This window comes from Klebsiella grimontii (assembly GCF_042137965.1).
Lineage (GTDB): Bacteria > Pseudomonadota > Gammaproteobacteria > Enterobacterales > Enterobacteriaceae > Klebsiella > Klebsiella grimontii.
Window position 1 is genome coordinate 3,526,136 of record NZ_CP169721.1, and the last position, 25,832, is coordinate 3,551,967.

Below are 25,832 nucleotides of genomic sequence, written 5' to 3' on the forward strand. Positions count from 1 at the left end.
GTGGAAGGAATATTGTATGACCAAAATTATCGCCGTTACCGCTTGCCCATCTGGCGTCGCCCACACCTATATGGCCGCCGAGTCGCTGGAGAGCGCCGCTAAAGCCAAAGGCTGGCAGGTCAAAGTCGAGACTCAGGGCTCCATCGGTATTGAGAATGAACTGACGGCGGAAGACGTCGCCAGCGCCGATATGGTGATCCTGACTAAAGATATCGGCATTAAGTTCGAAGAGCGTTTTGCCGGTAAAACCATCGTGCGCGTCAATATCAGCGATGCCGTGAAGCGCGCCGAAGCCATTATGAACAAAATCGACAGCCACCTTTCACAGAATGCCTGACCGAAAGCACGGGGCGCGACCTGCGCCCCGCAAAATAACATGGAGTTTGTCATGACTAATCGCACTCAACGCTTAAAAGACCGTCTGTTCGCCAACCCGCGCGAAATCTCCCTCGAGCGGGCCCTGCTCTACACCGCCAGCCATAAACAGACCGAGGGAGAGCCGGTGATGATCCGCCGGGCGAAAGCGACCGCATGGGTTCTCGACCATGTGCAGATTTCGATTCGTGATGATGAACTGATTGCCGGTAACCGCACGATCAAGCCGCGCGCCGGGATTATGTCCCCGGAAATGGACCCCTACTGGCTGCTTAAGGAGCTGGACCAGTTCCCGACCCGCCCGCAGGACCGCTTCAATATTAGCGAAGAAGATAAGCGCATCTACCGCGAAGAGCTGTTCCCCTACTGGGAAAATCGCTCGATGAAGGACTTCATCAACAGCCAGATGACCGATGAAGTGAAGACCGCCGTCAGCACGCAGATTTTTAGCGTTAACCAGACCGATAAAGGCCAGGGGCATATCATTATCGACTACCCCCGCCTGCTGGAAAACGGCCTCGCCGCGCTGGTGGCGGAGCTTAAGGCGTTGAATAAGCAGCACCCGCAGAACAGTTTTTATCAGGCGGTGCTGATCCTGCTGGAAGCCTCCCAGCGCCATATTCTGCGCTATGCGGCGCTGGCCGATGAGATGGCCGCCGGCTGCGTTGACCCGCAGCGGCGCAAAGAGCTGGAAACCATCGGCGAAATTTCGCGCCATAACGCGCTGCACCGCCCGGAAGACTTCTGGCAGGCCTGCCAGCTGTTCTGGTATATGAACATCATTTTGCAGTATGAATCCAACGCCAGCTCCATTTCGCTGGGGCGCTTTGACCAGTACATGCTGCCGTACTATCAGGCGTCGTTGAATCGCGGCCAGGATCCGCAGTTTCTTCAGGAGCTGCTGGAGTCGCTGTGGGTGAAGTGCAACGATATCGTCCTGCTGCGCTCCACCAGCAGCGCGCGCTACTTCGCGGGCTTCCCGACCGGCTATACCGCCCTGCTCGGCGGCCTGACCGAGACCGGACGCAGCGCGGTCAATATCCTGTCGTTTTTATCCCTCGACGCCTACCAGAACGTGCGCCTGCCGCAGCCGAACCTCGGCGTGCGGGTCAACGAGCTGATCGACCGTCCGTTCCTGCGCAAAACCGCCGAAACCATTCGCCTCGGCACCGGCATTCCGCAAATCTTTAATGATGAAGTGGTGATCCCGGCGTTTCTCAACCGCGGCGTCTCGCTGGAAGACGCGCGGGATTATTCGGTGGTCGGCTGCGTTGAGCTGTCGATCCCGGGGCGCACCTACGGCCTGCACGATATCGCCATGTTTAACCTGCTGAAGGTGATGGAAATCGTGATGCTGGAAAACGAAAGCAATCCTGATATCACCTGGGATGGGTTGATTAATCAAATCCGCGACAAGATTCGCTATTACATTAAGCTGATGGTCGAAGGCAGCAATATTTGCGATATCGGCCACCGCGACTGGGCGCCGGTGCCCCTGCTCTCTTCCTTTATTGAAGACTGCGTGCAGCACGGCCAGGATATTACCGAAGGCGGCGCGCGCTATAACTTCTCTGGGGTGCAGGGTATCGGCATCGCCAACCTCAGCGACTCGCTGCACGCGCTCAAAGGGATGGTGTTTGAGCAAAAACGCCTGAGCTTCGCCGAGCTGATCGCGGTGCTGAAAGCCAACTTCCAGACGCCGGAAGGCGAAAAGATCCGCGCGCGCCTGATCAACCGCTTCGAGAAATACGGCAACGATATCGACGAAGTGGACAACATCAGCGCCGATCTGCTGCGCTTCTACTGCAAAGAGGTTGAGCGGTATCAGAACCCGCGCGGCGGTCATTTCACGCCGGGCTCCTATACCGTCTCCGCCCACGTGCCGCTGGGGTCGGTGGTTGGCGCGACGCCGGACGGACGCCTGGCCGGGGAGCAGCTGGCGGACGGCGGGCTGTCACCGATGCTCGGCCAGGACGTGCAGGGGCCGACCGCGGTGCTCAAGTCGGTCAGCAAGCTGGATAACTTTCTGCTCTCCAACGGGACGCTGCTGAACGTCAAATTCACCCCGGCGACCCTTGCCGGCGACAGCGGCCTCAACAAGCTGGCCGACTTTCTGCAGGCCTTCACCAAGCTGAAGCTACAGCATATTCAGTTCAACGTGGTCAACGCCGACACCCTGCGCGAAGCCCAGCAGCGGCCGCAGGACTTCGCCGGTCTGGTGGTGCGCGTCGCCGGCTATAGTGCCTTTTTTGTCGAGCTGTCGCAGGAGATTCAGGATGACATTATCCGCCGCACCGCGCATCAGCTGTGAGGTGATGGAAACGCGCGCCGATAAGGCGCGCATTTTTAACATCCAGCGCTACTCTTTGAATGACGGTCAGGGGATCCGCACCGTCGTGTTTTTTAAAGGCTGCCCGCACACCTGCCCGTGGTGCGCCAATCCGGAATCGATCTCGCCGAAAATTCAGACCGTACGCCGTGAGAGCAAGTGCCTGCGCTGTTCCCGCTGCCAGCAGGACGTGGTCGAGTGCCCCTCCGGCGCGTGGGAGCAGATTGGCCGCGACGTCACCCTGGATAATCTGCTTAAAGAGGTGCTGAAGGATGAGGTCTTCTTCCGCGCCTCCGGCGGCGGCGTCACCCTGTCGGGCGGCGAGGTGCTGATGCAGGCCGAGTTTGCCGCGCGTTTTCTGCGCCGCCTGCGCGAATGGGGAGTGAGAACGGCGATTGAAACGGCGGGCGATAGCGCCTTCAGCCGTTTTTTTCCGCTGGCGCAGGCGTGCGACGAAGTGCTGTTCGTTCTGAAAATCATGGATGAAGCGCTGGCCCGCGAGCAGCTGCGGATGAATATGCCGCGGGTGCTGGATAACTTCGCCCGTCTGGTGGACGCGCATATTCACGTGATCCCCCGGGTGCCGCTGATTCCGGGGTTCACGCTTAACGAAGAGAATTTCCGCCAGATTCTGGCGTTTTTGGCCCCCTTTAAGCTGCCCGAAATTCATCTTCTGCCGTTCCATCAGTACGGCGAACCCAAATATCACTTACTGGGAAAAACATGGTCGATGTCGATGATTAAAGCGCCCGCGGAATCTGAGATTCAACCATTCAAGACGCTGGCCGAACGGGCCGGTTTTAGCGTGACCGTCGGCGGATAACGCCTGGAGGATGCTATGGATTTCACTATCGTTGCCGTCACGGCCTGCGTCAGCGGCGTCGCTCACACCTATATGGCGGCCGAGCGGCTGGAAAAAGTCGGCCACCAGGAGAAATGGAATATCAAAATAGAAACCCAGGGCGCGTTGGGGGTGGAGAACAAAATCACCGCTGAGGATATTGCCCACGTCGATGTCGTTCTGCTGGTGACGGATATTGAAATTGACGATGCCCAACGTTTTCACGGCATCCGCACCATTAAGACCAGCATTAAAACCTTTCTGCTGCAGCCGCAGCAGATTGTCGAGGCGGTGAAATGCATTATGAAAAAACCGGTGGTGTATATTGAGATCCCGTGAGCGCACCTGTGATTTTGTAGCCCGGGCAAGGCGCTTGCGCCGCGGCCCGGGGAAATAACACTTCGGCAGTTTCAGGTTTTCCCCGGTCACGCTGCGCTTACCGGGGCTACAATTCCACGCGATTCTTACTCCACGGCCAGCAGCCATTTCTGCGCGGGCGTCAGGCGGCTGGCGGTTTCCGGCGTCAGCCAGCGCTGCTGATCCTGCTGTGCGGTATCCGCCCTGTCGATATATAAACCGTGCAGCACGCGCCTTCTGCTGCCGACGCGGTTGCGCGTCCCGCCGTGCCAGGCGTGGGCGTTATAAATCATCACGCTGCCCGCCGGCGCGGCGAACACCACCTCATCAGGATGCGCCAGCTCCGGATCGGCCAGCACCTCTTCCGGCAGCTCCGGGCGAAGATGGGTACCGGGAATAATGCGCGGCGCGCCGTTTTCCGCGCTCAGGTCATCAATGGCCCAAATGGTATTCACCAGATGCACTTTCGGAAAATCGGGACGCGGCTTTTTCCAGTCCGCATGCAGCGGCTGATGGCCGCCGTTAAACAACGCTTCCCGCGCGTTCAGGCTGGAGACTTTAAAATCGCCCTGAAAAACATGCCGACAGGCGGAGAGAATCAGCGGGTGGGACCAGACCTTTTCCCAAATCGCGCCTTTGTTAATCAGGTTGGCGATGCGGGTTGCCGTCGCTTCCTGGTGGTGCTCCATCGCCAGATTATCGCCCTCTCTCTCGACGATGGCGTCGATAAGCGCGCGCATCGCCGCCAGCCACTCCGCGTCCGCCACGTTATGCACGACGGTGTAGCCCAGGGTATCCAGCTCCTGTTTCATTGTCGGGCTCAGCGCAACGTTCGCCCCCAGCGCATCCAGATAAACCGCAGATTGTTGTTCCATATTTATATTCCTTAACTTATCGATAACACAAAACAAACTCTAATCTGCGGCGGGCGGGAATACATGAGGCCAAAACTACGAAAAACTGGACAAGCGTACGCGGCAGAAAAAAGTGTGATGGCCATCAAAATCCAGCTTTTCCCCCTTCCTGCAGGGCCATCATTCGCGAAGTCGCCTGATACAGAACAAACCTGTGCAGATAAAATAGATTATAATCAACAGGATAATTGCTCTCTTCTAAGGCGTACGGAATGATTGACGATCTGGCGGATATTTTAAATCGTTTAGTAAATCAGAAAGATAATCTGCACGTCAGGTTCCCCGACCCGGATATCTCCGAGCCCGCGCTGGCGTTTAAGGTGCCCTTTCCACGGCTGGAAATTGTGCTCGAGGGTGAGCTTAAGGAGAGCGGGCTGCCGCTGTCGGAGACGATGCTCTCCGCCTCGCAGGTACTCTACGTTCAGGCGGGTAAATGGACGCTGCCGGAATGGACCGCGCCGGCATCAACGTTAAGCATTCTGTTTGGCCGCCAGAAGCTGGGGTTTTGTGTTCAGCACTGGGACGGCAGGCAGCTGCGCACGGAAAAGCAGAACGTCGCCCGCCTGGGGCCGCGCGTGGGCTCCTACCTGCTGCTGTCGCTCAATGAAATCTGCCTGCAGCCGGACCCGGTGACCGCCCGGCTGGTCGTCTCTGCGCTGTTAAGCCACTGCCTTGAGCAGCTGGTCGGGCTGGAGATGCGCGTCAGCCGCAGCCGCGATCTGTTTCTGGCGGTACAGGATTATCTCGAAGAGCATCTCAGCCAGCCGCTGACCCGCGAGTCGGTGGCGAAACGCTTTCACATTACGCCCAACTATCTTTCGCATATATTCCAGAAATCCGGCTCCGTCGGTTTTAACGAGTTTCTCACCAGCGTCCGCCTGGAAAAGGCGAAAAAACTACTCCGCGGCTACGACCTTAAGGTCAAAGAGATCGCCCACAACTGCGGGTTTGTCGACAGCAACTATTTCTGCCGGGTGTTTAAACGCTATACCGAGCGCTCGCCGTCCGAATATCGCCGCCACTGCCGCAGCGCGCAGCAGGGATAGTTCACACGGCCCATTCCACTCGCCCGCGGCCGTTATTTTTTGCCTTATAGAGCGCGTCATCGACCTTTTTAATAAACTGATTCTGCGGCTCGTCTTTATGCCGCAGGCCAACGCCAATGCTAATCGACAGCGGGTTGTCGTGGTTGATCAGGATTGCCCGGGCGTTTTGCAGAATAGACTGCGCCAGTTCATCCACTTCCTGCGCCGACAGGCCATCAACGATAATGGCAAACTCTTCGCCGCCAATCCTCGACGGCAGTACCTTATCGCTGGTGAGTTTCGCCAGCTGTTTGCCGAGGGCAAACAGCACTTCGTCCCCCACCAGATGACCGTAGGTGTCATTAATTTTCTTAAAGTAGTCGATATCAACAATCATCAGCGCCTGCGTATTCCCCGCCTTTTCGCGGACGGTATCGATAAAGAAGCGGCGGTTTGGCAACTGGGTCAGCTCATCCTTAAGCGATTGAGAACGCGCGTCGACGTACAGGAGATTGATGCGCTCAATGATTTTGTAGACCCCGACCGCGCTCAGCAGCATGCCGGTCAGACGCAGCAGATCTTCACAGTAGTATCCCATCCAGCGCGGCTGGCGGAAGATTTCGTCCATCAGATCGAACGTGCCTCCGGCAATCCATAGCAGCAGCCCGTAGCGTACCCAGTTGACCGCCACGTGGTTCATGCGCACCTTGGTTGAGCTCCAGAGCATAAACAGCAGAAAAAGCAGCGCCAGAAGATCGATATACATACCGGGATTAGACAAAATCACGCGCCACGGTCCCAGCGGCGGCGAGACGAACGCGCACAGACCCGATACGGCGGCGATCGCCAGCAGCGCCGGAAAGATATGGGTTCGGGAAATAGAAGACGAGGGTTGAATATGGATGTTTTTTTCGCGTTCGGCCATGGTCAGGTCTCTTTACAGCGCGGCTTGCCAGGGCGTTAGCATAACAGCGGAAAGCGTTTGCGCGAACTGTAAAGGCGCACGGGCGGGCGACAGGGAGCGGATTTCCACTTATCCCGCGTTGCGTATTAGATGAAATTGTTATCGAAGCGGGTTCGCGCAAAAGCGGTAGTCTAAAAGTACAGGTTTAAATCAACAGGCGGTGGGAGAATATTCATCAAAACCACGCCAGGATCAGGGAGAAATTTCATAAACCGCAGGAAGTCCGCCGCAAAATAAGGAATTCAGCGCCCTTTGCGCATTTCCCTACCAACTGGCTGAGCGGGGATTGCCATCATTTATCTCCCAGGACTATGCTAATAGCACCAGCCTCATCAGTCATGCCCTGCGGGTTAAGCGATAAATATAAGGTGTCGTTATGGCCATTGATCCGGAACTATTATATATAGAAATTCTGGAGACTATTCTGTTGGCTACGCTGGATTCTCAATTCTGGAAACCCGCGCTGCAGAAACTGTCGTTACTGACAGGACATCAGTACGCGGCATTGCTTTATTATGACAAAGGTAATGCGCATCTTATGACGGATTCATTACTTTTTGATGAAAAAGTCTTTACGGCCTACCGGGATGTTTTTCTGGCAATCGATCCTGCCGAAAAAATATTGACGGGGTTGCCTGTAGGGCAGATGTACAGAGACAGGGAGTTTTTAGGAGATAAATTTATTGCTAATAGTATTTATTATAATGAATTTCATCACCCTAATGATTTAAATTATCTTACCAGCGTCAAACTAGGTACCGTCAACGGTTATGCCACTTATTTATCGCTGATGACGGCTAATGAAGCGGCCTATCCACAGCCCACGCAATTTGACCTGTTCCGGCGCCTCATCCCCGCGTTAATTACCGCCAGCCAGCTTCATGCCAGATTTGAACACCTTCGTGACACGATTAAATATCAGGGTGCCGTCATGGACAACGGTATTTACCCGGTCTGGCTTGTGGGTCATGCCGGTAAAATCCTTTACGCCAACACCCGGGCCGAAAATTACCACCGCGCGAGCCATAGCGCGATCTGGTCTGTCGGCGCTGACACGCTAAGCCTGAACACAGACAGCAAAAAACTGCGGCATGCCATTGAACAGGCCACCCGGACGGAGGCGCGCCCCCGGGCAGGATTATGCTACACCGCCGGGCGGCAAGCAAAACCGATCCTGGTCATCCCGTCCCCCAGCATTCCCGGTGCGGCTTGCATTATCATCCCCGAGCCTTTCCTCACCGGCAGCGCATTCATGGAGCTCTTTAATGTCAAACCCGCCGAGAATGCGGTAGCAGAACTGCTGGTCAGAGGGATGACCCCGGATGAATGCGCCCTGCATCTCGGCGTCTCCATCACCACCGTCAGAACCCACCTTAGTGCGCTGTACCGGAAAACGCATACCCGTAATCAATCCGAGCTGCTGCTCATTATCAGGGCTATTCATAGCTAATTTATTTTACCCACTCATTCATTTGAATGAATGTGGATGCCATGACCACCACTATACTGAACCTTATCTGCGGGGACGCGTGTCAGTATAACCCCGTGGGTATAAGATGACCCCTTGTTGTAAATAGAAATACCTGCGTATATTAGTTTATCTTCACATGCCAGACATAAAATAATTTTATCCTGGCGAGGAGCGCATTTATGTTTTTACTAAAAACACACGCATCAGTAATTGTTTTATTTTTTATTTCCGCCACCGCTCACGCTAATGAAGCCTCCTGTCAGGCTCAGCAGTCCTGCGGTGAACATATCAACAAATATTTAATTTACCTTGTGTTTTTCATCGTTATCTTTGGTACCTTGCTTTCTATTTTAGTCATCCGCAATTCACTTCCTAAAGCGTGGTCTTTAGCCGATGCGCTTTCTGAAGATGTTGAATTATCCGCTACCGAAGAGGTTAAAGCCACCAGGGACGGCACTGATACCGTGACAAAGAAGCCTCTTTATGACGATGCAGGCAGGCCGCGGCTGGTCAAAGAAATGAAAGCCAGTTCGAGCCGGCTCATTGCGCTAATCGGCATGCTGGTTATTTTGTTTATGTATATTGGCTTCGGCTCGTTATTGCTACTTGACTTTGGCCGCAATGGAAAAATATCCAACCCTGACGCCCTGAATGAAATCATTAAATTCCTGATAGCCGGAATGACATTATTTGCGCCTTACCTGGTAAATAAAGTCTCTTCTCTCTTTCAGGGCTTAACCTCGAGTAAATAGACCTAAGACACTATCTCAACATTCGTCACCGTCATGAAGGAGAGTTTTATGGATACTATCAACAAGCGTATATTCATCGCGACTCGCTATCCTGTCAGCACGCAGCATGGTCGCCCACCGATAGCGTTTTTAGAACAGTTAGTCGATACTTTAAATGCTTTACCTGATGAGGTTTTTGCTGAAAATAAGCTTCATGATATCTATGCCGTAATGAAAGGGGCTCTCGGGCCTTACACCAGCCTTTTACACCGTAAAGCCGTCATGTGTGAAGTGCTTCGCGTTCAGGCGGGGTTTGAATCAGACTGGCGCTGGGATGCCGGCGTTGATTCCGAAAACGCGCATTCAATGGCTCACATGGAAAGCGAGGAAACCGGGGCGTTTCAGGTGTCATTTGACAGCATCGGCAATGGAAAGGCGGAACTCCTGAGTTTTGCTAAACAGCATGGCATTGATACAGCTGAAAAATTCATTACAAAAATGAAAACAGATCACCCGCTGGCGATAGAGTATTGTGCCCGACTGTTGCGTTTCAGCACCAGCTGGTGCGGTACCATCGTAAACCCCGCGATGGTTATCTCTCACGTGCGACGCGATGCCGTGGAAGAATTCCAGACATTTGTTACGCTACATACGCCTCCTGTGATGTTTGCCGATAGCATCACGCCGCTGAGCGACAAAGAAAAAATGCTCGACGTAGTCAATATTGCCACAACGCCGGATCGTTATGAAAAAGTTCAGGCCATCGCTGCGATTGAGCTTTTCAAATTAGCCCATGAGCAGTGGCCGCATGATGGTTGCGCCCTGAACCTGGCTAACCTGTTACAGGCCGGAGGGATTGCCGTTCCCGATATTACGCAGGCATTAGCTTTGGGTAACTATCTTCGTGATAAACGACAATGGAAAGTCATTTCTGTGGGTGATCAACAGCCCGGCGATGTCGGTTCCACCTGCGGTCCCGTAGCGCACCACGGTTACGATCATATTTATCTGGTGCTGGAATGCGAAGGTAACGACATAATGCTCATTGCCGATAATCAAAAACCAGTCCCTCATCAACGACTAGCCAGTGGAAATGGCAAAACACCCACAACTTTCTTTTTGCGGCCAGTCTGATTCAACCCGGAAAAAACTTACCGCGTACTGAATCCCGTAACAGCAACGCTTTGGGTATTGCACGGGGTCGGATAGCCCGGGCAGGTGTGCGCCACCTCCGGGTATATCCGGCCTGCGTCGCGATAATCCGTTACCTTTTTTGCCGCTGTCGCTGATTATGCTGCTCAAGCTCATACTCAATAAAGGCATCTATCATGGACCGATATACTTTCTCAATAATCACTTCGGGCAACCCTGCCGCAGCCGCTTTTTCGCGAACCCGATCAATAACCTGCTGCACGCGTTCTGGCGCGCGTACGGCTGAGTGGTCTGTTTTAAATGCGGCGGCGGCTTGAACACACGTAGCGCGCTGAGCAATCAGGCTAACCAATTCGCTATCAATCGAATCGATCTGGCTTCTGACATCGGCAAGGGTGGAAAACGTCATTATTTGAACCTCCAAACTAGTACATAGGATCGGCATGATATAATAAATTTAGCCCGATTCCACGCCTGGCGTCTATTCAGGCAGCGTTGACCAGCTTTTTTTCAAAGCCGATGCCGGCGGCGAGCTGCAGATACGACCTTTCGTTTTTATCCGCGGACGCGCGTATTTGTTAGTGATAAAGCTTAGCCGGACAGCGGTGGTCGCTGGGTACGCATAGCCGCATACAGCGAGCATAGCTCCTGCAGGCTGTTGGTCCCCATACGCTTCATCAGCCGGGTACGCTGGACGCTGACCGTGGACGGACTGACCCCGCGGATACGGGCAATATCATCCAGAGAATGGCCGCGTAAACTGAGCCTCATGATCTGTTGCTCGGCGTGGGTAAAATTAAATGTATCGGGCAGATAAGCAATGCTTTGGTTCTGGGCCGAAAACAGGCCCATCACTTTTAACGCCTGACGCAGCTCTTCGACCGTCAACCTCTCTGACAAACAGAGCTTTAGCAGGCCCGGAAACAGCCGGTTGATAGCCTCAAAATGGCGCTCAGAGGTGATGAAGATGGCGTAGTGCTCCGGCGGATGGCGAAAGAACAAAGCGTATATCTCCTGGATATCCATCCCGCAGGTGACATACACGCAGTTGCTTAACCCTGCATCCGCGCCATCGTTCAGCTCCTGCAATAGAGTCTCTACGCCAGAAATAAATACACGATCCTTTCCATGAATAGTCATCTTGAAGTCCCGAGGTTACTGTCTTTTATTATCCTTCCATATGGATGCTTTTCTGAGAGTGTTATGTCGTCAGTCTGGCAGATCAATAGCGCAATCTTTTCCGTTTAGCTTTCGTTTAGGTTAAAGGAATCGGAAGCATGGGCTTCAGTTTAACCATTGAAACCGACGGAGTATTTTTTAAGTTTTAACAAATTGAGCGCTTTAAAATATAGGAATACGATTACTGCCAATTCAAAGAAAAGCTTAAATTCACGCATAAAACGGCGTCAAAAAACAAGAAACAAATACATAACACTATGATACATATGGAAAATATAGAATTAGGATTATCTTTATAAATAACATAAAAAATATTTACCCTCTCTTTTTAATATTCAGATCTCGATCTCAAAACATCATTTCATTTTGTGTAAAAGTTATTTTCAATAAAATTACAAGCAGTGCGAATTAGCCATCAACAGGGAATAAAGAATAATGTGTGGTGAATCCCCCTAAGCGGCGGGGTCAAGCTGAATCGAGGAATACCCTCATCTACGTTTCGTTTTTATTGACGAATCAGGAAGTCAGCGCCTGATTCACCGGGAGGCACCCGGCACCACACCACCCTCTAATAATTTAATGTGTATCGTTCTGCCTGCTTTACGGCAGGTAATTTCTTGTACCTTTGGAAAATATAAAAAGTAGAGGCACTCTATGTTTCGCTCATTATTATTAGTCACGATTCCTTTTATCAGTATTGCTGCCCACGCGGTGACCTTTGATTACCGTCATGAAACCAATGACAAAGCCGGCAATAATCATAAAGACAGACTGTTGATGTCTCACCGTTTTGCTAATGGTTTTGGCTTGTCGCTGGAAGGGAAATGGAAAGGTTCGCAGGATAAAAATAAAGCCTATGATGAAACCGTTAGTAACGGCACCGAAGTGGTGGCGAGCTATGTGCATAAAATAAATAAAACCTTTCAGATTGAGCCTGGCTTCTCTCTGGATACCAGCTCGTCTTCAAATAGCTACCGCCCTTATCTGCGCGGCAAAGCCAACCTGACAGATGACCTCAGCGCCTCACTGCGTTACCGCCCTTACTACAAGCGCAATTCAGGCAATATCGGCACGTCTAAAGACACCTCGGAGAACGGTTATAACCTGACCAGCGTTATTTCCTGGAAATTCCTCAAAGATTATCAGCTGGATTATGAACTGGACTATAAAAAAGCCAACTCCGCAGGGGTTATTTTAGCGGATAACGAAAGCTACGACTGGACCCATGATTTTAAGCTGACCTATAAATTTGATAAAAACTGGTCGCCTTATATGGCAATAGCGAATGTTTCCGGCAGTAAAGCCACCGATGAACGCCAGACGCGTTATCGCGTTGGCGTGAAATACTCCTTCTGATAACTTCCTGTCAGCCAGATAAAAATAAATAAGGGTTTCATTAAACCCTTATTTTCATTAAGAGGAAAATAATGAAGATTGCAAAAATCACCCTGGCATTGGGCGCTCTGAGTCTCTTTTCCCTGAGTGCTGGCGCCCAGGAGAACGCGCGTCTGAGCAGCGTAAAGCAGTTCGCCGAGGTCGTGCTGGATAAAGCGGGAGATCGGTACGGCCATCACTCTCCTCTGCTGGCAAACGGCGTGGATCCTCGCACCGGCAAGCAAATGGAATGGGTTTTTCCGGACGGTAAAGTTACCGTGCTGTCGAACTTCTCCGCCCAGCAAAATTTAATGCGGGTGCTGGTAGGGTTAAGCAACCTGACCGGCGAAGCAAAATATAAGCAGCGGGTCGCGGAGAATATTCGCTACTACTTTGACCACTATCAGGACGCCAGCGGGCTGCTGCTGTGGGGAGGCCATCGCTTTGTTGATTTGAAAACGCTGCAGCCTCAAGGCCCGAGCGAAAAGGAGATGGTCCATGAACTTAAGAACGCGTACCCCTATTACGACATGATGTTTGCCGTCGATGACAAGGCCACCGCGCGCTTTATCAAAGCGTTCTGGAATGCCCATGTTTACGACTGGAAAACGCTGGAAACCAGCCGTCACGGGGAGTACGGCAAAGCGATGGGCGCGCTCTGGCAAAATGATTTTGTCCAACAGCCGCCGTTTTTCGCCACCAAAGGCCTGAGCTTTCTCAATGCCGGCAACGACCTTATCTACTCCGCATCGCTGCTCTATAAATACGATGGCGACGCAGGCGCGCTGACGTGGGCGAAGCGTCTGGCCGAACAGTACGTTCTGCCGCGCGATAAGAAGACCGGGCTCGGCGTCTACCAGTTTACCCAAGCGCTAAAACGCGCCGACACTACCGATGATAGCGATACGCACTCGAAATACGGCGACCGCGCGCAGCGTCAGTTTGGTCCCGAACTGGGGCCCGATGCGCTGGAAGGCAATATGCTGCTGAAGGGCCGGACCAGCACCCTCTACTCAGAAAATGCGCTGATGCAGCTTGCCCTGGCTAAATCGCTGGGCACCGCCGGCGACGATCTCAAAAAATGGACCCTTGATGGCCTCAAGGCCTTCGCGACCTACGCTTACGATGAGCAGAACAATACCTTCCGCCCTCTGCTGGCCAACGGCACGGACCTCTCCGGCTACGCGTTAAAACGCGATGGCTATTATGGGAAAAAAGGCACGGTGCTGAAAGCCTATCCGGCGGGAAATGAATTTCTTCTCTCCTATGCCCGCGCCTGGACGCTTGAACCGGATCGTGCCATCTGGAAAGTCGCGCGAGGTATCGCCAAAGGCCAGGGACTGGGCGATATTGGCGAACCCGGCGGCGCGAACCGCAGGCTGAATAACCAAACGGAGAATCATCAGCCGTATGCGATTTTCGCGCTTATCGACCTGTGGCAGGCCACCGGGCAGCAGGACTATTTGACGCTGGCGGATCGTATCGGCGCTAACATCATCAACAAGCAGCGCATCAACGGCTTTTTTGTCGATAACCCTGAGGCCGAATATGCCTGTATCGATAGTATCGCCCCCTATGCGCTTCTCGCCCTGGAAGCCGCCTTCCGCAATACGCCGGACGCGGTGGCGCCGTTCCTGAACGGCGCGGGATTCACGGAGGGTGCTTATCGGATAGCTGACGGGACGGTTCGCTACTCCACCCGCGATGACGAGCTGTTCCGCCTTAAACCCGGCGAACAGCTCAAACCGAACGGCAAAAAATAAAACTGTCCCCCACCGCCACCGGTGTGGGACCGTACCGCGCCGGACCGCCCGGCGCTTACTTTCCGGCATCCAGCGCCGACACCGCGCGCGAATAGGCGTCTATCGCCAGCGCCACATCATCGGCGGTGACCGACTCGGCGGGATGATGGCTGATGCCGCCTTTGCAGCGGACAAACAGCATCGCTGACGGCCAGCGTTCGGCAATGGCGATGGCGTCATGCCCGGCGCCGCTCGGCAGCGTTAGCGAACGCCCCTGCACCGCCTGCACCGCCTCGCTCAATACCTGCTGCAATCCGCTATCGCAGGCGGTAGCGGCAATCCGGTAAAACTCTTCGGCGCTGAACCGCAGCTGGCGACGAGCGGCAATGGCCTGCGCCTCCGTCAGCAGCGTATCCAGCAGCGCATCCAGCGGCTGGTCTTTCGGCCCGCGAATGTCGAGGGTCAGCGCGACTTCGCCGGGAATGACGTTAACCGCGCCGGGCGCGCAGCGCAGCGTCCCCACCGTGGCGACCAGGTTTCCGCCCTGTTCGCGGGTCAGCGTCTCTATCAGCACCATCCACTCGGCGGCGGCGGCCAGCGCATCTTTCCGATGGCTCATCGGCACGGTCCCGGCGTGTCCCGCCTCGCCGGTAAAGCGGCAGTTCAGACGACGCGCGCCGTTAATCGCTTCCACTACGCCTAAGGCCAGTCCTTCCTGCTCCAGGCACGGCCCCTGCTCGATATGCAGTTCCAGATACGCGGCGATCTCCTCCTGGCTGCGGGCGGCCAGGTGAACGCGCGCCGGATCCAGCCCGGCCAGCACCATCGCCTGCGCCACGCTGACGCCATCGGCATCGGTCTGCGCCAGCCAGCTCTCGGGCCAGGTGCCGGTCAGCCCGCGGCTGCCGAGCAGCGTAATACCGAAACGCGTCCCTTCTTCATCGCAAAAGCCGACAATCTCGATCGCCTTTTTCAGCCTACGCCCCTGTCGATGCAGGCTGTCCACCACCTCGATCGCCGTCAGGACGCCGAGCATACCGTCATAGCGCCCGGCGTTGCGCACCGTATCAAGGTGCGAACCCAGCAGGATGGCGGGCGCTCCCTCCTGCTCTCCCTCATAGCGCCCGCATATATTGCCGACGCTGTCCTGCCAGACGGTCATCCCGGCCTGGGTCATCCACAGCGCCGCCCGCTGGTTGGCCGCAAGATGCTGAGGAGAGAGATAAACCCGGGTCAGGGCGTCCGGCGTTTCGCTGATCGCCGCCAGCTCGTCGGCGCGGGCCATCACCCGGGCCGCGGCCTGCTGCATATCCGCCTGCTGGCGTTGTGTTTGACTCATTGCGCGCGCTCGCTGCGATAGTGGTCCCACGCGGCCTGCATCGCGGCGCCCTGGGTGGTCGGGAATTTGAGATAGTTCAGCACCGACTCCAGGGCGCTGAGCGTAGTCATCACGCAATCTTTCCGCGCGTTATAGCCCATGGTGCCGATCCGCCATACCTTGCCGTGCAGCGGGCCAAACGAGGTGCCGATTTCAATGCCGAAATCTTCCAGCATCAGCTTGCGCGCCTGGTCGCCGTTGATGCCCTGCGGGATGACGACGCCAAGCACGTTGTTCATCTTGTGTTTCAGGTCGCCGAAGGTCTCCAGCCCCATCGCCTGGATGCCTTTAACCAGCGCATCGCCGTGCAGCTTATGCCGGGCAATGCCGTAATCCAGGCCTTCCTGGAGGATCAGGCGGGCGCATTCGCGGGCGCCGAACAGCGCGGTAGTGGCCTCGGTATGGTGGTTAAGGCGCTCCGGCCCCCAGTAGTCCATCACCATGCCGAGATCGAAGTAGTTGGAGTAGATCATCTCCTCGTCGCCGTCGCGGTGGGCATCGGTGCGGATCCCCTCTTCCACGCATTTGCGGCGGCGAATCGCCTCTTCCATGCGCGCGCTGAGGGTAATCGGCGAGGTGCCGGACGGGCCGCCAAGGCATTTTTGCATCCCGGCCGAGACCGCATCCAGTCCCCAGACGTCGGTTTCCAGCGGGTTGCCGCCCAGCGAGGCGGTGGCGTCGGTGTAAAACAGCGCGTCGTAGCGGCGGCAGATCTCCCCCAGCTCCGCCAGCGGCTGCAGCATGGTGGTCGAGGTATCGCCCTGCACCGTCAGCAGCAGGCGCGGACGAATACGTTTGACGGCATCCTCCACCTGGTCCGGGGTGAACACTTCGCCCCACGGCACTTCAATGGTATGCACTTCCGCCCGGCAGCGGCGGGCGATTTCGCACAGCAGATGGCCGAAGCGGCCAAATACCGGTACCAGCACCTTGTCGCCCGGCCGAATAGCCGAAACCAGGATCGCCTCAATCCCGGCCCTTGAGGTTCCGTCCACCAGCATCGTCCAGCGGTTTTCGGTACGAAATACGCCGCGGTACAGCGCCATCACTTCGTTCATATAGTGGGTCATCGCCGGGTCGTACTGGCCGATAAGCTGGCTCGACATGGCGCGCAGCACGCGCGGGTCGGCGTTAATCGGGCCGGGCCCCATCAGCAGGCGCGACGGCGGGTTGAGTTGCGAAAACTGGGTGATATCCATCTTTAAGTCCTTATTGATTGAGGCCGCGCACGGATGAAATAAACTGCTTCAGTTCGCTGGTCTGCGGGTTGGCGAACAGCGTTTTGCTGTCGCCCTGCTCCCAGACGCGTCCCTGATGCATAAACACGACGCGGTCGCCCACTTCGCGGGCAAAATTCATTTCATGGGTCACGAGAATCAGCGTCATGCCCTCCGCCGCCAGCTGCTCCAGCACCTTGAGCACTTCGCCCACCAGCTCCGGATCCAGCGCCGAGGTGATCTCGTCACAGAGTAAAACTTTTGGCGACATCGCCAGCGCGCGGGCAATCGCCACGCGCTGCTGCTGGCCGCCGGAGAGACTCGACGGGTAGTAATCGAGCCGGTCGCCCAATCCGACCTTTTCCAGCATCCGCTGGGCCAGTTCACGGCACTCGGCGGCGCTCTTCTTCAGCACCCGACGCGGCGCCAGCATCACGTTTTCCAGCGCCGTCATATGCGGGAACAGGTTAAAGTTCTGGAACACCATGCCGATAGAGCGGCTGATCTCACGCGCCTGCGAGTCGCGGTCGGTAATGGTCATCCCGCCGAGCTTAATGCTGCCTTCCTGATAGCCTTCCAGCCCGTTGATGCAGCGCAGCAGCGTGCTCTTGCCGGACCCGCTGCGGCCGATAATCGAGATAACTTCGCCCATATCGATATCCAGATCGACGCCCTTGAGCACGTGGTTATCGCCGTAATACTTCTGCATCTGATTAATGGTGATGAGAGGCATTGAATTTGTTCTCCAGATAACGGCTGTAGCGGGACAGCGGATAACACAGAATGAAGTAGCCCAGCGCCACCAGCGCAAAGACTTTAAACGGCTGATAGGTGACGTTGGTCAGCATGGTGCCCGCTTTGGTCAGCTCGACGAAGCCGATAATCGACGCCAGCGCCGTGCCCTTGATCACCTGCACGGCAAAGCCGACCGTCGGGGCGATGGCGATCCGCAGCGCCTGCGGCGCGACGACGCGATACAGCGTCTGGCCAAAGCTCAGCCCCAGACAGCGCGACGCTTCCCACTGCCCTTTTGGCAGGGCGCGAATGCTGCCGAACCAGATATCGAGCAAAAAGGCGCTGGTGTACAGCGTCAGCGCCAGCGAGGCCGCGGTCCACGCCGAAACGTCGATGCCGAACAGCGCCACGCCGAAAAAGGCGAGAAACAGCTGCATCAGCAGCGGCGTCCCCTGGAACAGTTCGATATAGCCGCGGATCAGGCGTTTTACCTGGCGCCCGCCGGTCATGCGCAGCAGCAGGAGCGGCAGCGTCACCAGCGCGCCGCCGAGAAACGCCACCAGCGACAGCAGCACCGTCCAGCGCCCGGCCAGCAGCAGATTGCGGACAATGTCCCAATCGGTAAAGGTGGTCATCATGCCTGTACCCCCAGCCATTTACGTCCCGCCGCCAGCAGCAGCTGGCGCATCGTTATCGACAACGCTAAATAAATCCCCGTCGTCACCAGATAGACCTCAAAGCTGAGGAAGGTGCGCGACTGAATCAGGTTGGCGGCGAAGGTCAGCTCTTCATAAGAGACCTGCGACACCACCGACGAACCGAGCATGACGATGATGCACTGGCTCACCAGCGCCGGATAAATGCGCTGTAGCGCGGGCGGCAGAATGACCTGAATGAAGGTCTGCGTCCGGGTCAGCCCGAGCACGCGCCCCGCCTCCCACTGCCCTTTCGGCGTCACCTGAATACCGGCACGTACGATCTCGGTACTGTAGGCCCCGAGGTTCACCACCATCGCCAGCAGCGCGGCCTCGCCCGCCGTCATCTTCAGCCCCAGGTTCGGTAAGCCGAAGACGATAAAAAACAGCTGTACCACAAACGGCGTGTTGCGAATCAGTTCGACATACCCGCCCCATATCCGGCTGAACCACGTCGGACGCCCGCTGCGAACGGCGGCGCCGAAAATGCCAATCGTCAGGCCGCCTATCGTCGCCAGTACGGTCAGCTGAATGGTCACCCACAGCCCCGCCAGCAGCTCCGGCCAGTGCGGCCAGAGCTCAGAGAAATGAAGTTGCTCCGTCATGCCCGAACCTTAGGCGCCGAGGCTGGCAGGCAGCGGCGCTTTCAGCCACTTCTCAGACAGCCCGTTGAGGGTGCCGTCTTTCACCCCCTGCTCAATCAGCGCATCCACTTTCGCCTTCAGGGCCGGTTCATTTTTCTTCAGGCCGATAAAGCACGGCGAGTCTTTCAGCATAAAGCTCGGCACCGGGGCTTTGTCAGCGTTCTGCCGGGAGATGGCCGCCACCACCAGGTTTCCGGTAGCGACGTACTGCACCTGGCCGGAAAGATACGCCGACAGCGTGGTGTTGTTGTCTTCGTAGCGCTTAATCTGCGCCTCTTTCGGCGCCACGCTGGTCAGCACCATATCTTCCACCGCGCCGCGGGTCACGCCAACGCTTTTACCACTCAGCGCCGCCGGGTCTTTCAGCTCTGCGCCCTTCGGACCAAATACGCCGAGGAAGAACGGCGCGTAGGCGCGGCTGAAATCGATCACCTTCTCGCGCTCGGCGTTTTTACCGAGGCTGGAAATCACCAGGTCCACCTTATCGGTTTGCAGATAAGGCACGCGGTTGGCGCTGGTGACCGGCACCAGCTGCAGCTTGAGCTTCATCTGTTTGGCGAGGTAGCGCGCCATATCGATGTCGTAGCCCTGCGGCTGAAGGTCGGTCCCCACCGAGCCAAACGGCGGGAAATCCTGCGGCACCGCAATGCGGATCGTGCCGCGCTTTTCAATATCCTGGAGCTGGTCAGCCTTCGCCGCCGAGAGGTTGGTTAACAGACAAGCGGCCCCGGCCAGTGCGATCAACAGTTTCTTCATGGTGTTTACCCGTTACGTTAGCATGAAACAAAAGATTCTTTAAAGTCACTTTTGCAACTAATGTGCCAGATAAATCGCCGCGCATCGGGTGAGTCCGCCGTTTGGCTAAGCGAAGGTAAAACAAGGGAAAGTGAGGAATTAAGAGGAAACGACCGCGCGTTTCCCCATTATTTTGTCGCACCAAAATCATGCAAGGCACCACGCTGGCGCCCCATTATCGTTGTTCCAGCTCGTCCAGCTGCTGATAGAGGGTGGCAATATCGTGAATACGCGGGCGGCCTTTATCGAGAATTTCGTGCAGAAACGCGTTCGACAGTAGATTGATCAGGCTATTGACCGACGCGTAGCTATCGTAGGCCGATACGCTATCCAGCGGCGCGCAAAGCCGCCAGCGCGCCAGCGGAAACAGGCCGTGGGCCTGCGGCTCGCACATCAGCAGCGCCGGAATACCGCTGCTCTGTAGCTGCTGCAGCAGCGGGCGAATAATGCGCGGGCGGCGGCGAAACGCCATCACCACCACCAGATCGTCAGCGGTTAAATCCACCAGCTCCTCGCTTAAGCTTTGTCCCGGCTGCGGCAGCACCAGCACCTGCCCGCGCGCCTGAAGAAGCTGCTGGCGCAGATGCAGCGCCGCCGGATAAGCATTGCGCATGCCGATAATCACAATACGCCGGGCGCTTACCAGCGCCTGAATCGCCTCGGCGAACTGCTGGACATCAAGGGCGTTAACCCACTGGGTCAGGTTGGCGATCTCCTGTTTATAGTGGCGCGCCAGCAGCGTGTTGCCCTGCACCGCATCGCGATTATCGGTCAGCGGCATTCCGCTCTGGCGCAGGGTGCGCAGCTCATCGCGCATATCTTTATATTTCTCATAGCCCAGGCGCTTGAACAGACGGCTGACCGTGGCTTTCGATACCCCGCTAAGCTGCGCCAGCTCTGCGCTGTTGTAGCTAATCAGGTCATCAAAATGATCGAAAATAAAATCCGCCACCCGCTGTTCCTGCGGCGATAAAGACGGGTACTGCTCTTTTAGTCGTTCATCAAGCTGTTGCATAAGACCTCTGTAACTTTCGTTTCACCGCACTATACCGCTAACGCCTTTCATAATGCATGCCAGTTCGGCAAAAAACGCCCATCGCCAGCAGCGATTGAAACTTTGCGTTCAGACATGGAACAGCTTTTGCAACCCTCTGGCGACGATTCGGTTAATTGAGGACACCCCATGCAAAGTCATGTTGCCGCCCACGGGATGGCGGTCGCGCCCCATCATCTGGCCAGCCAGAGCGCGCTGGCGGTTCTGCGCGAAGGCGGAAGCGCGATAGAAGCGATGGTCGCCGCCGCCGCCGCCATCGCCGTGGTTTACCCGCATATGAACGGCCTCGGCGGCGATGGCTTCTGGCTTATCGTGCCGCCCGAAGGCGACCCCATTGCCATTGACGCCAGCGGCGCGGCGGGCTCGCTGGCGACGCCGCAGGCCTACGCCGGCCTGGCGCAGATCCCCCACCGGGGCCCGCAGGCGGCCCTCACCGTAGCGGGCACCGTCAGCGGCTGGGACGAAGCGCTGAAGGTTTCGCGCGAGTTAAGCGGAAGATCGCTGCCGCTGTCGCGGCTGCTGGAAGATGCCATCGGCTACGCCGCGAGCGGCATCCCGGTTACCGCCTCGCAGGCCAGCGCCACCGCCGGGAAATTCAGCGAACTGCGCGACCAGCCCGGCTTCGCCGAAACCTTTCTGGTGGACGGCCAGCCGCCGAAGGCCGGGAGCCGCTTTTTGCAGCCGGCGCTGGCGAACACTCTGCGCCGGTTAAGCGAGGAAGGATTGGACAGCTTCTATCGCGGGCCGCTGGCGGAGCATCTGGCCCGCGGTATGGGACAGTATGGACTGCCCGTGACCCTCAGCGATCTGCAGCAGCATCGCGCCCGCCGCCCGCTGCCGCTCAGGCTTGAGCATCAGCACGGGGAACTGTGGAACCTCGCGCCGCCGACCCAGGGGCTGGTTTCGCTGGCAATCCTCGGCATCACCGACCGGCTGGCGATGGCCGACGCCGACGATGCGATGACCGTCCACCGCATCGTTGAGGCGACCAAGCTGGCTTTCGGCCTGCGCGACGCGCATATCACCGATCCGCGCCACCTTGATGTCGATATCCAGAGCCTGCTGGCGGCGGCGGCGCTACAGCCGCTAGCGGATAACATCGACGACCAGCAGGCTGCCCCGTGGGGCGCGGGCAAAGGCCCTGGCGATACCGTATGGATGGGGGTTATCGATAAAAGCGGACTGGCGGTCTCCTTTATTCAAAGCCTTTATCACGAATTCGGCAGCGGCGTGGTGCTGCCGGAGAGCGGAATTGTCTGGCAGAACCGCGGGGCCTCTTTCAGCCTCGACCCGAGCCACCTGCTGGCGCTGGCGCCCGGCAAACAGCCGTTTCACACCCTCAACCCCGCCGCAGCAAGGCTGAACGATGGCCGGGTGATGGTGTACGGTTCGATGGGCGGCGACGGTCAGCCGCAAACCCAGGCCGCTATTTTCACCCGCTACGTGCTGCAAAACGCGCCGCTGCAGGAGAGCATCACCCGGCCGCGCTGGCTGCTGGGACGCACATGGGGGCAAACCTCCGACTCGCTCAAGCTCGAAGGCCGCTTCAGCGCCGAATGCGTTGCCCGCCTGCGTCAACTGGGGCATGACGTTGAAGTGCTAGCCGATTTCAGCGAAGCCATGGGCCACGCCGGGGCGATCGTTCGCCACCCCAACGGTCTGTTCGAGGGGGCCAGCGATCCGCGCAGCAACGGCTCCGCCGCCGGATATTAGGAGCTGATGATGAACACACCGCACAACGAATGGGACGCTTACCTCACGCAAATGGAACAGCTGTTGGCGCTGGAGCTGGACGATGCGCGGCGCGCAGAGCTCCGGGTGCAGTTTAGCCGCATTGCCGCCATGGCCGGGCCGCTGCTGGCCTTTCCCCTCGACGAGCGCGTCGAAATCGCCGGAGTTTATAAAGCATGAAGCTGCCTGAAATGACGATTCACGACATCCAGCGCGCGCTGGCCAGCGGCGAACTCAGCGCCAAAGAGATCGCCCGCCACACCCTGGAGAACATCGCGCGGGTTAACCCGCAGATCAACGCCTGGACCCACATCAGCGAAAAACGCATGCTCGCTGAGGCGGAAAATATCGATACCCTGCGGCGGGAAAAAAAGCCTCTGCCCGCGCTGGCAGGCGTTCCCTATGCGGTGAAAAATCTTTTCGATGTCGCCGGACACACGACCCTTGCCGGGGCGCAGCTGCTGGGCGATCGCCCCGCCGCCGTTGCCGATAGCTGGGCGGTGCGCCAGCTGCTCAGCGCGGGCGCGCTGCTCTCCGGGATGCTGAATATGGATGCCTACGCCTACGGGTTTACCACCGAAAACAGCCATTACGGGGCGACGCGTAACCCGCACGATCTCTCGCGGATCGCCGGGGGTTCCTCGGGCGGGTCGGCGGCGGCGGTGGCCGCCGGGCTGGTGCATTTTTCGCTGGGGAGCGACACCAACGGCTCCATTCGCGTCCCGGCATCGCTGTGCGGGATCTTCGGCCTCAAGCCGACCTTTGGCCGCTTATCGCGTTCCGGCAGCCATCCTTTCGTCGCCAGCCTCGACCATATCGGTCCGTTTGCCCGCTGCGTCAGCGACCTTTCCGCAGTTTACGATGCCCTGCAGGGCCGCGATCCGGGCGATGGTTTTCAGGCCGACAAGGCCAGCGAGCGCACGGCGAATCTGCTGTCGCGCGGTCTCGAAGGCCTGCGCTGCGCCACGCTCGGCGGTTATTTTACGACATGGTGCGATAACGACGCCCGCGCGGCCGTCGCTCGCGTCGCCGGGGCGCTGGCGGCACATGAGGAGCTGATCTTCCCGGAGGCGGAGCTGGCCCGCTCGGCGGCGTTTATTATCAGCGCCGCCGAGGGCGGCAACCAGTACCTGCCCGCGCTGCGTAGCCAGGCCGAACGTTTTGAGCCGAACTCACGCGAGCGCCTGCTGGCGGGCGCGATGATCCCGTCGGCCTGGTATCTTCAGGCCCAGCGCTTCCGCCGCCACGCACAGCAGGCGTTTAAAGCCCTGTTCGCCCATGCGGATGTGCTTATCGCCCCGGCCACGCCGTGCAGCGCGACGCTCATCGGCGCGCAGAACATGGAGATCAACGGCCAGCCGCTGCCGATCCGCGCCAGTATGGGGATGCTGACTCAGCCCATCTCCTTCCTTGGCCTGCCGGTGGTCACCGTGCCGCTGCGCACGGCGAGCGGGCAGCCGATCGGCCTGCAGCTGATTGCCGCGCCTTTTAATGAACAAGCCTGTCTGCGGGTCGCGCGGGCGCTGGAAGAGACGGGCGTGACCGACGCCCGCCCGGTGGAGATAGCAGCATGATGACGCAAGAGCATATTAATCGCCCGCGGATCCTCGCCGAGGTGACAGCGGCGTTTTACCGCTATGAGGAAGCGCTGGTCAGCAATAATATCGCGGTGCTGGATGAGCTGTTCTGGCACGATAAGCGCACGGTGCGGCTGGGGGCCGGGGAAAATCTCTACGGTATCGACGAAATCCGCGCCTTTCGCGCCGCCCGTCCCACCGCCGGATTAGCGCGCGAGCTGCGGCACACCGCCATCACCACCTTCGGCGAGGATTACGCGGTGTGCAGCACCGAATTCACCCGCGAAGGCAGCGAACGCATTGGCCGACAGCAGCAAACCTGGGTGCGCTTCCCCTTCGGCTGGCGCATCGTCGCCGCCCAGGTGAGTTTAATGAGTTAAGGGAATCCCCCGGGTTGCGCTGCGCTTACCCGGGCTACGGGTCCATCGCCGTCTGCGGGCCGGTTGCCCGGACAGATGCGCAGCATCGCCTCCGGGAATGTGCCAGATCTGAAATGCTCTGCGGTTTGCTTCCCCGGTGGCGCTTCCCTGACCGGGCTACGGGTTAACTCGCGCCTGCAGGCCAGTAGCCCGGGTAAGCCGCTTGCGGCGCGACCCGGGGAACGACTTTACCCACCAAACGGATGAACCTCGCGCCAGTGGTCGGCGATCTGCTGACGGGTGCAGACCCAGACCCGGTCGTGCTGCTGCACATAATCGAGGAAACGCTGCAGCGCGCGAAAGCGGCCCGGACGCCCCAGCAGGCGGCAGTGCATACCGATGGACATCATCTTCGGCGCGCTGGCCCCCTCTTCATACAGCACATCAAAGCTGTCTTTCAGATAGATGTAAAACTGCTCGGCGGTATTAAACCCCTGGGCGGTGGCGAAGCGCATATCGTTGGCATCGAGGGTATAAGGCACGATCAGGTGCGGCCTACGCGTCCCGTCGCCGCAGGCCACCTCGCTCCAGAACGGCAGGTCGTCGCCATAATAGTCGCTGTCGTAATCAAAACCGCCGTGCTCCACCACCAGCTGGCGAGTATTGGGGCTGTCGCGCCCGGTGTACCAGCCGGTGGGCGGCTTGCCAAACAGATCGGTTAACACCTGCACCGCTTTATGAAGATGCTCCCGCTCCTGCTCAATGGACATATTCTGGTAATGGATCCAGCGCCAGCCGTGGCTGACCACGTCATAGTTCGCCGTCTTAATCGCCTCGACCACCTCGGGATGCCGCGCCAGCGCCATGGCAACGCCGAACACGGTCAGCGGCAGTCCCCGCTTGCTGAACTCATTATGGATGCGCCAGAAACCGGCGCGGCTGCCGTACTCATACAAGGAGTCCATCGACATATGCCGGTCAGGGTAGCTGGCAGCGCCGATAATATCGGACAGAAACTGTTCAGAACCGGCATCGCCGTGCAGCACGTGGTTTTCCGAGCCCTCTTCGTAGTTCAGCACAAACTGCACGGCGATGCGCGCGTTGTTCGGCCACCGCGCATGCGGCGGCTGTCCGCCGTAGCCGCGCAGGTCGCGCGGGTAATCGTCTGCCAAAAATGCCATCTGCCACCTCTT

At 57.5% G+C, this 25,832-nt stretch carries 26 protein-coding genes; 14 read left to right on the forward strand and 12 right to left on the reverse strand.

Going from position 1 to position 25,832, the window contains the following annotated elements; translation table 11 throughout:
- Positions 1-16 precede the first annotated feature (16 nt).
- Genes ACE3MN_RS16675 through ACE3MN_RS16690 form a run of 4 tightly spaced genes read left to right on the forward strand, consistent with a single transcriptional unit; the run spans position 17 to position 3,884 of the window.
- On the forward strand, positions 17-337 hold the full coding sequence (locus tag ACE3MN_RS16675; RefSeq protein ID WP_004100938.1) for a PTS fructose-like transporter subunit IIB: 321 nt from the start codon (positions 17-19) through the stop codon (positions 335-337).
- Positions 338-388: 51 nt separating this feature from the next.
- A complete protein-coding gene (locus tag ACE3MN_RS16680) occupies positions 389-2,686 on the forward strand; it encodes a formate C-acetyltransferase (RefSeq protein WP_024359589.1) in 2,298 nt (765 codons plus the stop codon).
- Positions 2,652-3,527, forward strand: coding sequence for a [formate-C-acetyltransferase]-activating enzyme (locus tag ACE3MN_RS16685; RefSeq protein ID WP_375364112.1), 876 nt, complete (start codon positions 2,652-2,654; stop codon positions 3,525-3,527). The genes ACE3MN_RS16680 and ACE3MN_RS16685 overlap by 35 nt, the downstream gene beginning before the upstream one ends.
- 15 nt (positions 3,528-3,542) lie before the next feature.
- Entirely contained in the window at positions 3,543-3,884 is a 342-nt protein-coding gene (locus tag ACE3MN_RS16690) for a PTS fructose-like transporter subunit IIB (protein WP_004871359.1), read from the forward strand.
- Between the two features lie 125 nt (positions 3,885-4,009).
- On the opposite strand, the gene ACE3MN_RS16695 is transcribed toward ACE3MN_RS16690, so the two are convergent.
- A complete protein-coding gene (locus ACE3MN_RS16695; protein WP_098140570.1) occupies positions 4,010-4,777 on the reverse strand; it encodes a phytanoyl-CoA dioxygenase family protein in 768 nt (255 codons plus the stop codon).
- A gap of 251 nt (positions 4,778-5,028) precedes the next feature.
- On the opposite strand from ACE3MN_RS16695, the gene ACE3MN_RS16700 reads away from it, so the two are divergent.
- A complete protein-coding gene (locus ACE3MN_RS16700) occupies positions 5,029-5,862 on the forward strand; it encodes a helix-turn-helix transcriptional regulator (protein ID WP_004871363.1) in 834 nt (277 codons plus the stop codon).
- A 1-nt stretch (position 5,863) separates the two neighbouring features.
- Here the strand turns inward: ACE3MN_RS16700 and ACE3MN_RS16705 are convergent, their stop codons facing one another.
- Positions 5,864-6,766 (reverse strand): GGDEF domain-containing protein, encoded by a 903-nt coding sequence (locus ACE3MN_RS16705; RefSeq protein ID WP_004871366.1) that lies wholly within the window; start codon positions 6,764-6,766, stop codon positions 5,864-5,866.
- Between the two features lie 415 nt (positions 6,767-7,181).
- On the opposite strand from ACE3MN_RS16705, the gene ACE3MN_RS16710 reads away from it, so the two are divergent.
- The 3 genes from ACE3MN_RS16710 (at position 7,182) to ACE3MN_RS16720 (ending at position 10,141) form a co-directional block, all read left to right on the forward strand.
- On the forward strand, positions 7,182-8,255 hold the full coding sequence (locus ACE3MN_RS16710) for a helix-turn-helix transcriptional regulator (protein WP_004871369.1): 1,074 nt from the start codon (positions 7,182-7,184) through the stop codon (positions 8,253-8,255).
- Positions 8,256-8,455: 200 nt separating this feature from the next.
- The gene (locus ACE3MN_RS16715; RefSeq protein ID WP_102650302.1) at positions 8,456-9,028 is read left to right on the forward strand and encodes a hypothetical protein; all 573 of its coding nucleotides are present in this window, start codon (positions 8,456-8,458) and stop codon (positions 9,026-9,028) included.
- 48 nt (positions 9,029-9,076) lie between these two features.
- Entirely contained in the window at positions 9,077-10,141 is a 1,065-nt protein-coding gene (locus ACE3MN_RS16720; RefSeq protein WP_004871377.1) for a hypothetical protein, read from the forward strand.
- Between the two features lie 130 nt (positions 10,142-10,271).
- On the opposite strand, the gene ACE3MN_RS16725 is transcribed toward ACE3MN_RS16720, so the two are convergent.
- Positions 10,272-10,568 carry a chorismate mutase gene (locus ACE3MN_RS16725; RefSeq protein ID WP_098066854.1) on the reverse strand — a complete coding sequence of 99 codons (297 nt, stop codon included), beginning with the start codon at positions 10,566-10,568 and terminating at the stop codon, positions 10,272-10,274.
- Between the two features lie 182 nt (positions 10,569-10,750).
- Positions 10,751-11,299 (reverse strand): helix-turn-helix transcriptional regulator, encoded by a 549-nt coding sequence (locus ACE3MN_RS16730; RefSeq protein WP_102650301.1) that lies wholly within the window; start codon positions 11,297-11,299, stop codon positions 10,751-10,753.
- Between the two features lie 693 nt (positions 11,300-11,992).
- On the opposite strand from ACE3MN_RS16730, the gene ACE3MN_RS16735 reads away from it, so the two are divergent.
- Both ACE3MN_RS16735 and ACE3MN_RS16740 read left to right on the forward strand, forming a co-directional pair.
- On the forward strand, positions 11,993-12,694 hold the full coding sequence (locus ACE3MN_RS16735; protein WP_004871401.1) for an oligogalacturonate-specific porin KdgM family protein: 702 nt from the start codon (positions 11,993-11,995) through the stop codon (positions 12,692-12,694).
- A gap of 71 nt (positions 12,695-12,765) precedes the next feature.
- On the forward strand, positions 12,766-14,475 hold the full coding sequence (locus ACE3MN_RS16740; protein ID WP_375364113.1) for a pectate lyase: 1,710 nt from the start codon (positions 12,766-12,768) through the stop codon (positions 14,473-14,475).
- A gap of 55 nt (positions 14,476-14,530) precedes the next feature.
- Here ACE3MN_RS16740 and hpxK read toward each other — a convergent pair whose 3' ends face one another.
- From hpxK to hpxU, 7 genes are all read right to left on the reverse strand, one after another.
- Positions 14,531-15,793 (reverse strand): allantoate amidohydrolase, encoded by a 1,263-nt coding sequence (gene hpxK / locus ACE3MN_RS16745; RefSeq protein ID WP_049130922.1) that lies wholly within the window; start codon positions 15,791-15,793, stop codon positions 14,531-14,533.
- Positions 15,790-17,031, reverse strand: coding sequence for a pyridoxal-phosphate-dependent aminotransferase family protein (locus ACE3MN_RS16750; RefSeq protein WP_004871408.1), 1,242 nt, complete (start codon positions 17,029-17,031; stop codon positions 15,790-15,792). The genes hpxK and ACE3MN_RS16750 overlap by 4 nt, the downstream gene beginning before the upstream one ends.
- Positions 17,032-17,041: 10 nt before the next feature.
- Complete coding sequence (locus ACE3MN_RS16755; protein ID WP_004131222.1) at positions 17,042-17,782, reverse strand: amino acid ABC transporter ATP-binding protein; 741 nt, start codon at positions 17,780-17,782, stop codon at positions 17,042-17,044.
- Positions 17,763-18,419, reverse strand: coding sequence for an amino acid ABC transporter permease (locus ACE3MN_RS16760; protein WP_004871411.1), 657 nt, complete (start codon positions 18,417-18,419; stop codon positions 17,763-17,765). The genes ACE3MN_RS16755 and ACE3MN_RS16760 overlap by 20 nt, the downstream gene beginning before the upstream one ends.
- A complete protein-coding gene (locus ACE3MN_RS16765) occupies positions 18,419-19,084 on the reverse strand; it encodes an amino acid ABC transporter permease (protein ID WP_004871413.1) in 666 nt (221 codons plus the stop codon). Before ACE3MN_RS16765 ends, ACE3MN_RS16760 begins: the two co-directional genes overlap by 1 nt.
- A gap of 9 nt (positions 19,085-19,093) precedes the next feature.
- Entirely contained in the window at positions 19,094-19,879 is a 786-nt protein-coding gene (locus ACE3MN_RS16770) for a transporter substrate-binding domain-containing protein (RefSeq protein WP_004871415.1), read from the reverse strand.
- A 214-nt stretch (positions 19,880-20,093) separates the two neighbouring features.
- A complete protein-coding gene (gene hpxU / locus ACE3MN_RS16775) occupies positions 20,094-20,933 on the reverse strand; it encodes a MurR/RpiR family transcriptional regulator HpxU (protein ID WP_004871416.1) in 840 nt (279 codons plus the stop codon).
- 168 nt (positions 20,934-21,101) lie between these two features.
- Between hpxU and hpxW the strand changes: the two genes are divergently transcribed.
- From hpxW to hpxZ, 4 genes are read left to right on the forward strand one after another with little or no spacing between them, the layout of a single operon-like run.
- Positions 21,102-22,685 (forward strand): oxamate amidohydrolase, encoded by a 1,584-nt coding sequence (hpxW, locus tag ACE3MN_RS16780; protein ID WP_024359596.1) that lies wholly within the window; start codon positions 21,102-21,104, stop codon positions 22,683-22,685.
- Between the two features lie 9 nt (positions 22,686-22,694).
- Positions 22,695-22,883: an oxalurate catabolism protein HpxX gene (gene hpxX, locus ACE3MN_RS16785; protein WP_004871419.1), complete on the forward strand. Its 189-nt coding sequence runs from the start codon at positions 22,695-22,697 to the stop codon at positions 22,881-22,883.
- Complete coding sequence (locus ACE3MN_RS16790) at positions 22,880-24,277, forward strand: AtzE family amidohydrolase (RefSeq protein WP_004871421.1); 1,398 nt, start codon at positions 22,880-22,882, stop codon at positions 24,275-24,277. Before hpxX ends, ACE3MN_RS16790 begins: the two co-directional genes overlap by 4 nt.
- Complete coding sequence (gene hpxZ, locus ACE3MN_RS16795) at positions 24,274-24,660, forward strand: oxalurate catabolism protein HpxZ (protein WP_024359597.1); 387 nt, start codon at positions 24,274-24,276, stop codon at positions 24,658-24,660. The genes ACE3MN_RS16790 and hpxZ overlap by 4 nt, the downstream gene beginning before the upstream one ends.
- Positions 24,661-24,887: 227 nt before the next feature.
- Here hpxZ and puuE read toward each other — a convergent pair whose 3' ends face one another.
- The gene (gene puuE, locus ACE3MN_RS16800) at positions 24,888-25,820 is read right to left on the reverse strand and encodes an allantoinase PuuE (RefSeq protein ID WP_024359598.1); all 933 of its coding nucleotides are present in this window, start codon (positions 25,818-25,820) and stop codon (positions 24,888-24,890) included.
- Between the last annotated feature and the right edge of the window lie 12 nt (positions 25,821-25,832).

What these genes read in the sequence shown, in the direction of transcription:
- ACE3MN_RS16675 (WP_004100938.1), top strand. Translation starts at nt 17, where the DNA reads ATGACCAAAATTATCGCCGTTACCGCTTGCCCATCTGGCGTCGCCCAC.
- ACE3MN_RS16725 (WP_098066854.1), bottom strand. Translation starts at nt 10,568, where the DNA reads ATGACGTTTTCCACCCTTGCCGATGTCAGAAGCCAGATCGATTCGATT.
- ACE3MN_RS16685 (WP_375364112.1), top strand. Translation starts at nt 2,652, where the DNA reads ATGACATTATCCGCCGCACCGCGCATCAGCTGTGAGGTGATGGAAACG.
- ACE3MN_RS16720 (WP_004871377.1), top strand. Translation starts at nt 9,077, where the DNA reads ATGGATACTATCAACAAGCGTATATTCATCGCGACTCGCTATCCTGTC.
- puuE (WP_024359598.1), bottom strand. Translation starts at nt 25,820, where the DNA reads ATGGCATTTTTGGCAGACGATTACCCGCGCGACCTGCGCGGCTACGGC.
- ACE3MN_RS16770 (WP_004871415.1), bottom strand. Translation starts at nt 19,879, where the DNA reads ATGAAGAAACTGTTGATCGCACTGGCCGGGGCCGCTTGTCTGTTAACC.
- hpxW (WP_024359596.1), top strand. Translation starts at nt 21,102, where the DNA reads ATGCAAAGTCATGTTGCCGCCCACGGGATGGCGGTCGCGCCCCATCAT.
- hpxX (WP_004871419.1), top strand. Translation starts at nt 22,695, where the DNA reads ATGAACACACCGCACAACGAATGGGACGCTTACCTCACGCAAATGGAA.
- hpxK (WP_049130922.1), bottom strand. Translation starts at nt 15,793, where the DNA reads ATGAGTCAAACACAACGCCAGCAGGCGGATATGCAGCAGGCCGCGGCC.
- ACE3MN_RS16695 (WP_098140570.1), bottom strand. Translation starts at nt 4,777, where the DNA reads ATGGAACAACAATCTGCGGTTTATCTGGATGCGCTGGGGGCGAACGTT.
- hpxU (WP_004871416.1), bottom strand. Translation starts at nt 20,933, where the DNA reads ATGCAACAGCTTGATGAACGACTAAAAGAGCAGTACCCGTCTTTATCG.
- ACE3MN_RS16710 (WP_004871369.1), top strand. Translation starts at nt 7,182, where the DNA reads ATGGCCATTGATCCGGAACTATTATATATAGAAATTCTGGAGACTATT.
- ACE3MN_RS16680 (WP_024359589.1), top strand. Translation starts at nt 389, where the DNA reads ATGACTAATCGCACTCAACGCTTAAAAGACCGTCTGTTCGCCAACCCG.
- ACE3MN_RS16715 (WP_102650302.1), top strand. Translation starts at nt 8,456, where the DNA reads ATGTTTTTACTAAAAACACACGCATCAGTAATTGTTTTATTTTTTATT.
- ACE3MN_RS16765 (WP_004871413.1), bottom strand. Translation starts at nt 19,084, where the DNA reads ATGACGGAGCAACTTCATTTCTCTGAGCTCTGGCCGCACTGGCCGGAG.
- ACE3MN_RS16740 (WP_375364113.1), top strand. Translation starts at nt 12,766, where the DNA reads ATGAAGATTGCAAAAATCACCCTGGCATTGGGCGCTCTGAGTCTCTTT.
- ACE3MN_RS16750 (WP_004871408.1), bottom strand. Translation starts at nt 17,031, where the DNA reads ATGGATATCACCCAGTTTTCGCAACTCAACCCGCCGTCGCGCCTGCTG.
- ACE3MN_RS16690 (WP_004871359.1), top strand. Translation starts at nt 3,543, where the DNA reads ATGGATTTCACTATCGTTGCCGTCACGGCCTGCGTCAGCGGCGTCGCT.
- ACE3MN_RS16790 (WP_004871421.1), top strand. Translation starts at nt 22,880, where the DNA reads ATGAAGCTGCCTGAAATGACGATTCACGACATCCAGCGCGCGCTGGCC.
- ACE3MN_RS16755 (WP_004131222.1), bottom strand. Translation starts at nt 17,782, where the DNA reads ATGCCTCTCATCACCATTAATCAGATGCAGAAGTATTACGGCGATAAC.
- ACE3MN_RS16700 (WP_004871363.1), top strand. Translation starts at nt 5,029, where the DNA reads ATGATTGACGATCTGGCGGATATTTTAAATCGTTTAGTAAATCAGAAA.
- ACE3MN_RS16760 (WP_004871411.1), bottom strand. Translation starts at nt 18,419, where the DNA reads ATGACCACCTTTACCGATTGGGACATTGTCCGCAATCTGCTGCTGGCC.
- ACE3MN_RS16705 (WP_004871366.1), bottom strand. Translation starts at nt 6,766, where the DNA reads ATGGCCGAACGCGAAAAAAACATCCATATTCAACCCTCGTCTTCTATT.
- ACE3MN_RS16735 (WP_004871401.1), top strand. Translation starts at nt 11,993, where the DNA reads ATGTTTCGCTCATTATTATTAGTCACGATTCCTTTTATCAGTATTGCT.
- ACE3MN_RS16730 (WP_102650301.1), bottom strand. Translation starts at nt 11,299, where the DNA reads ATGACTATTCATGGAAAGGATCGTGTATTTATTTCTGGCGTAGAGACT.
- hpxZ (WP_024359597.1), top strand. Translation starts at nt 24,274, where the DNA reads ATGATGACGCAAGAGCATATTAATCGCCCGCGGATCCTCGCCGAGGTG.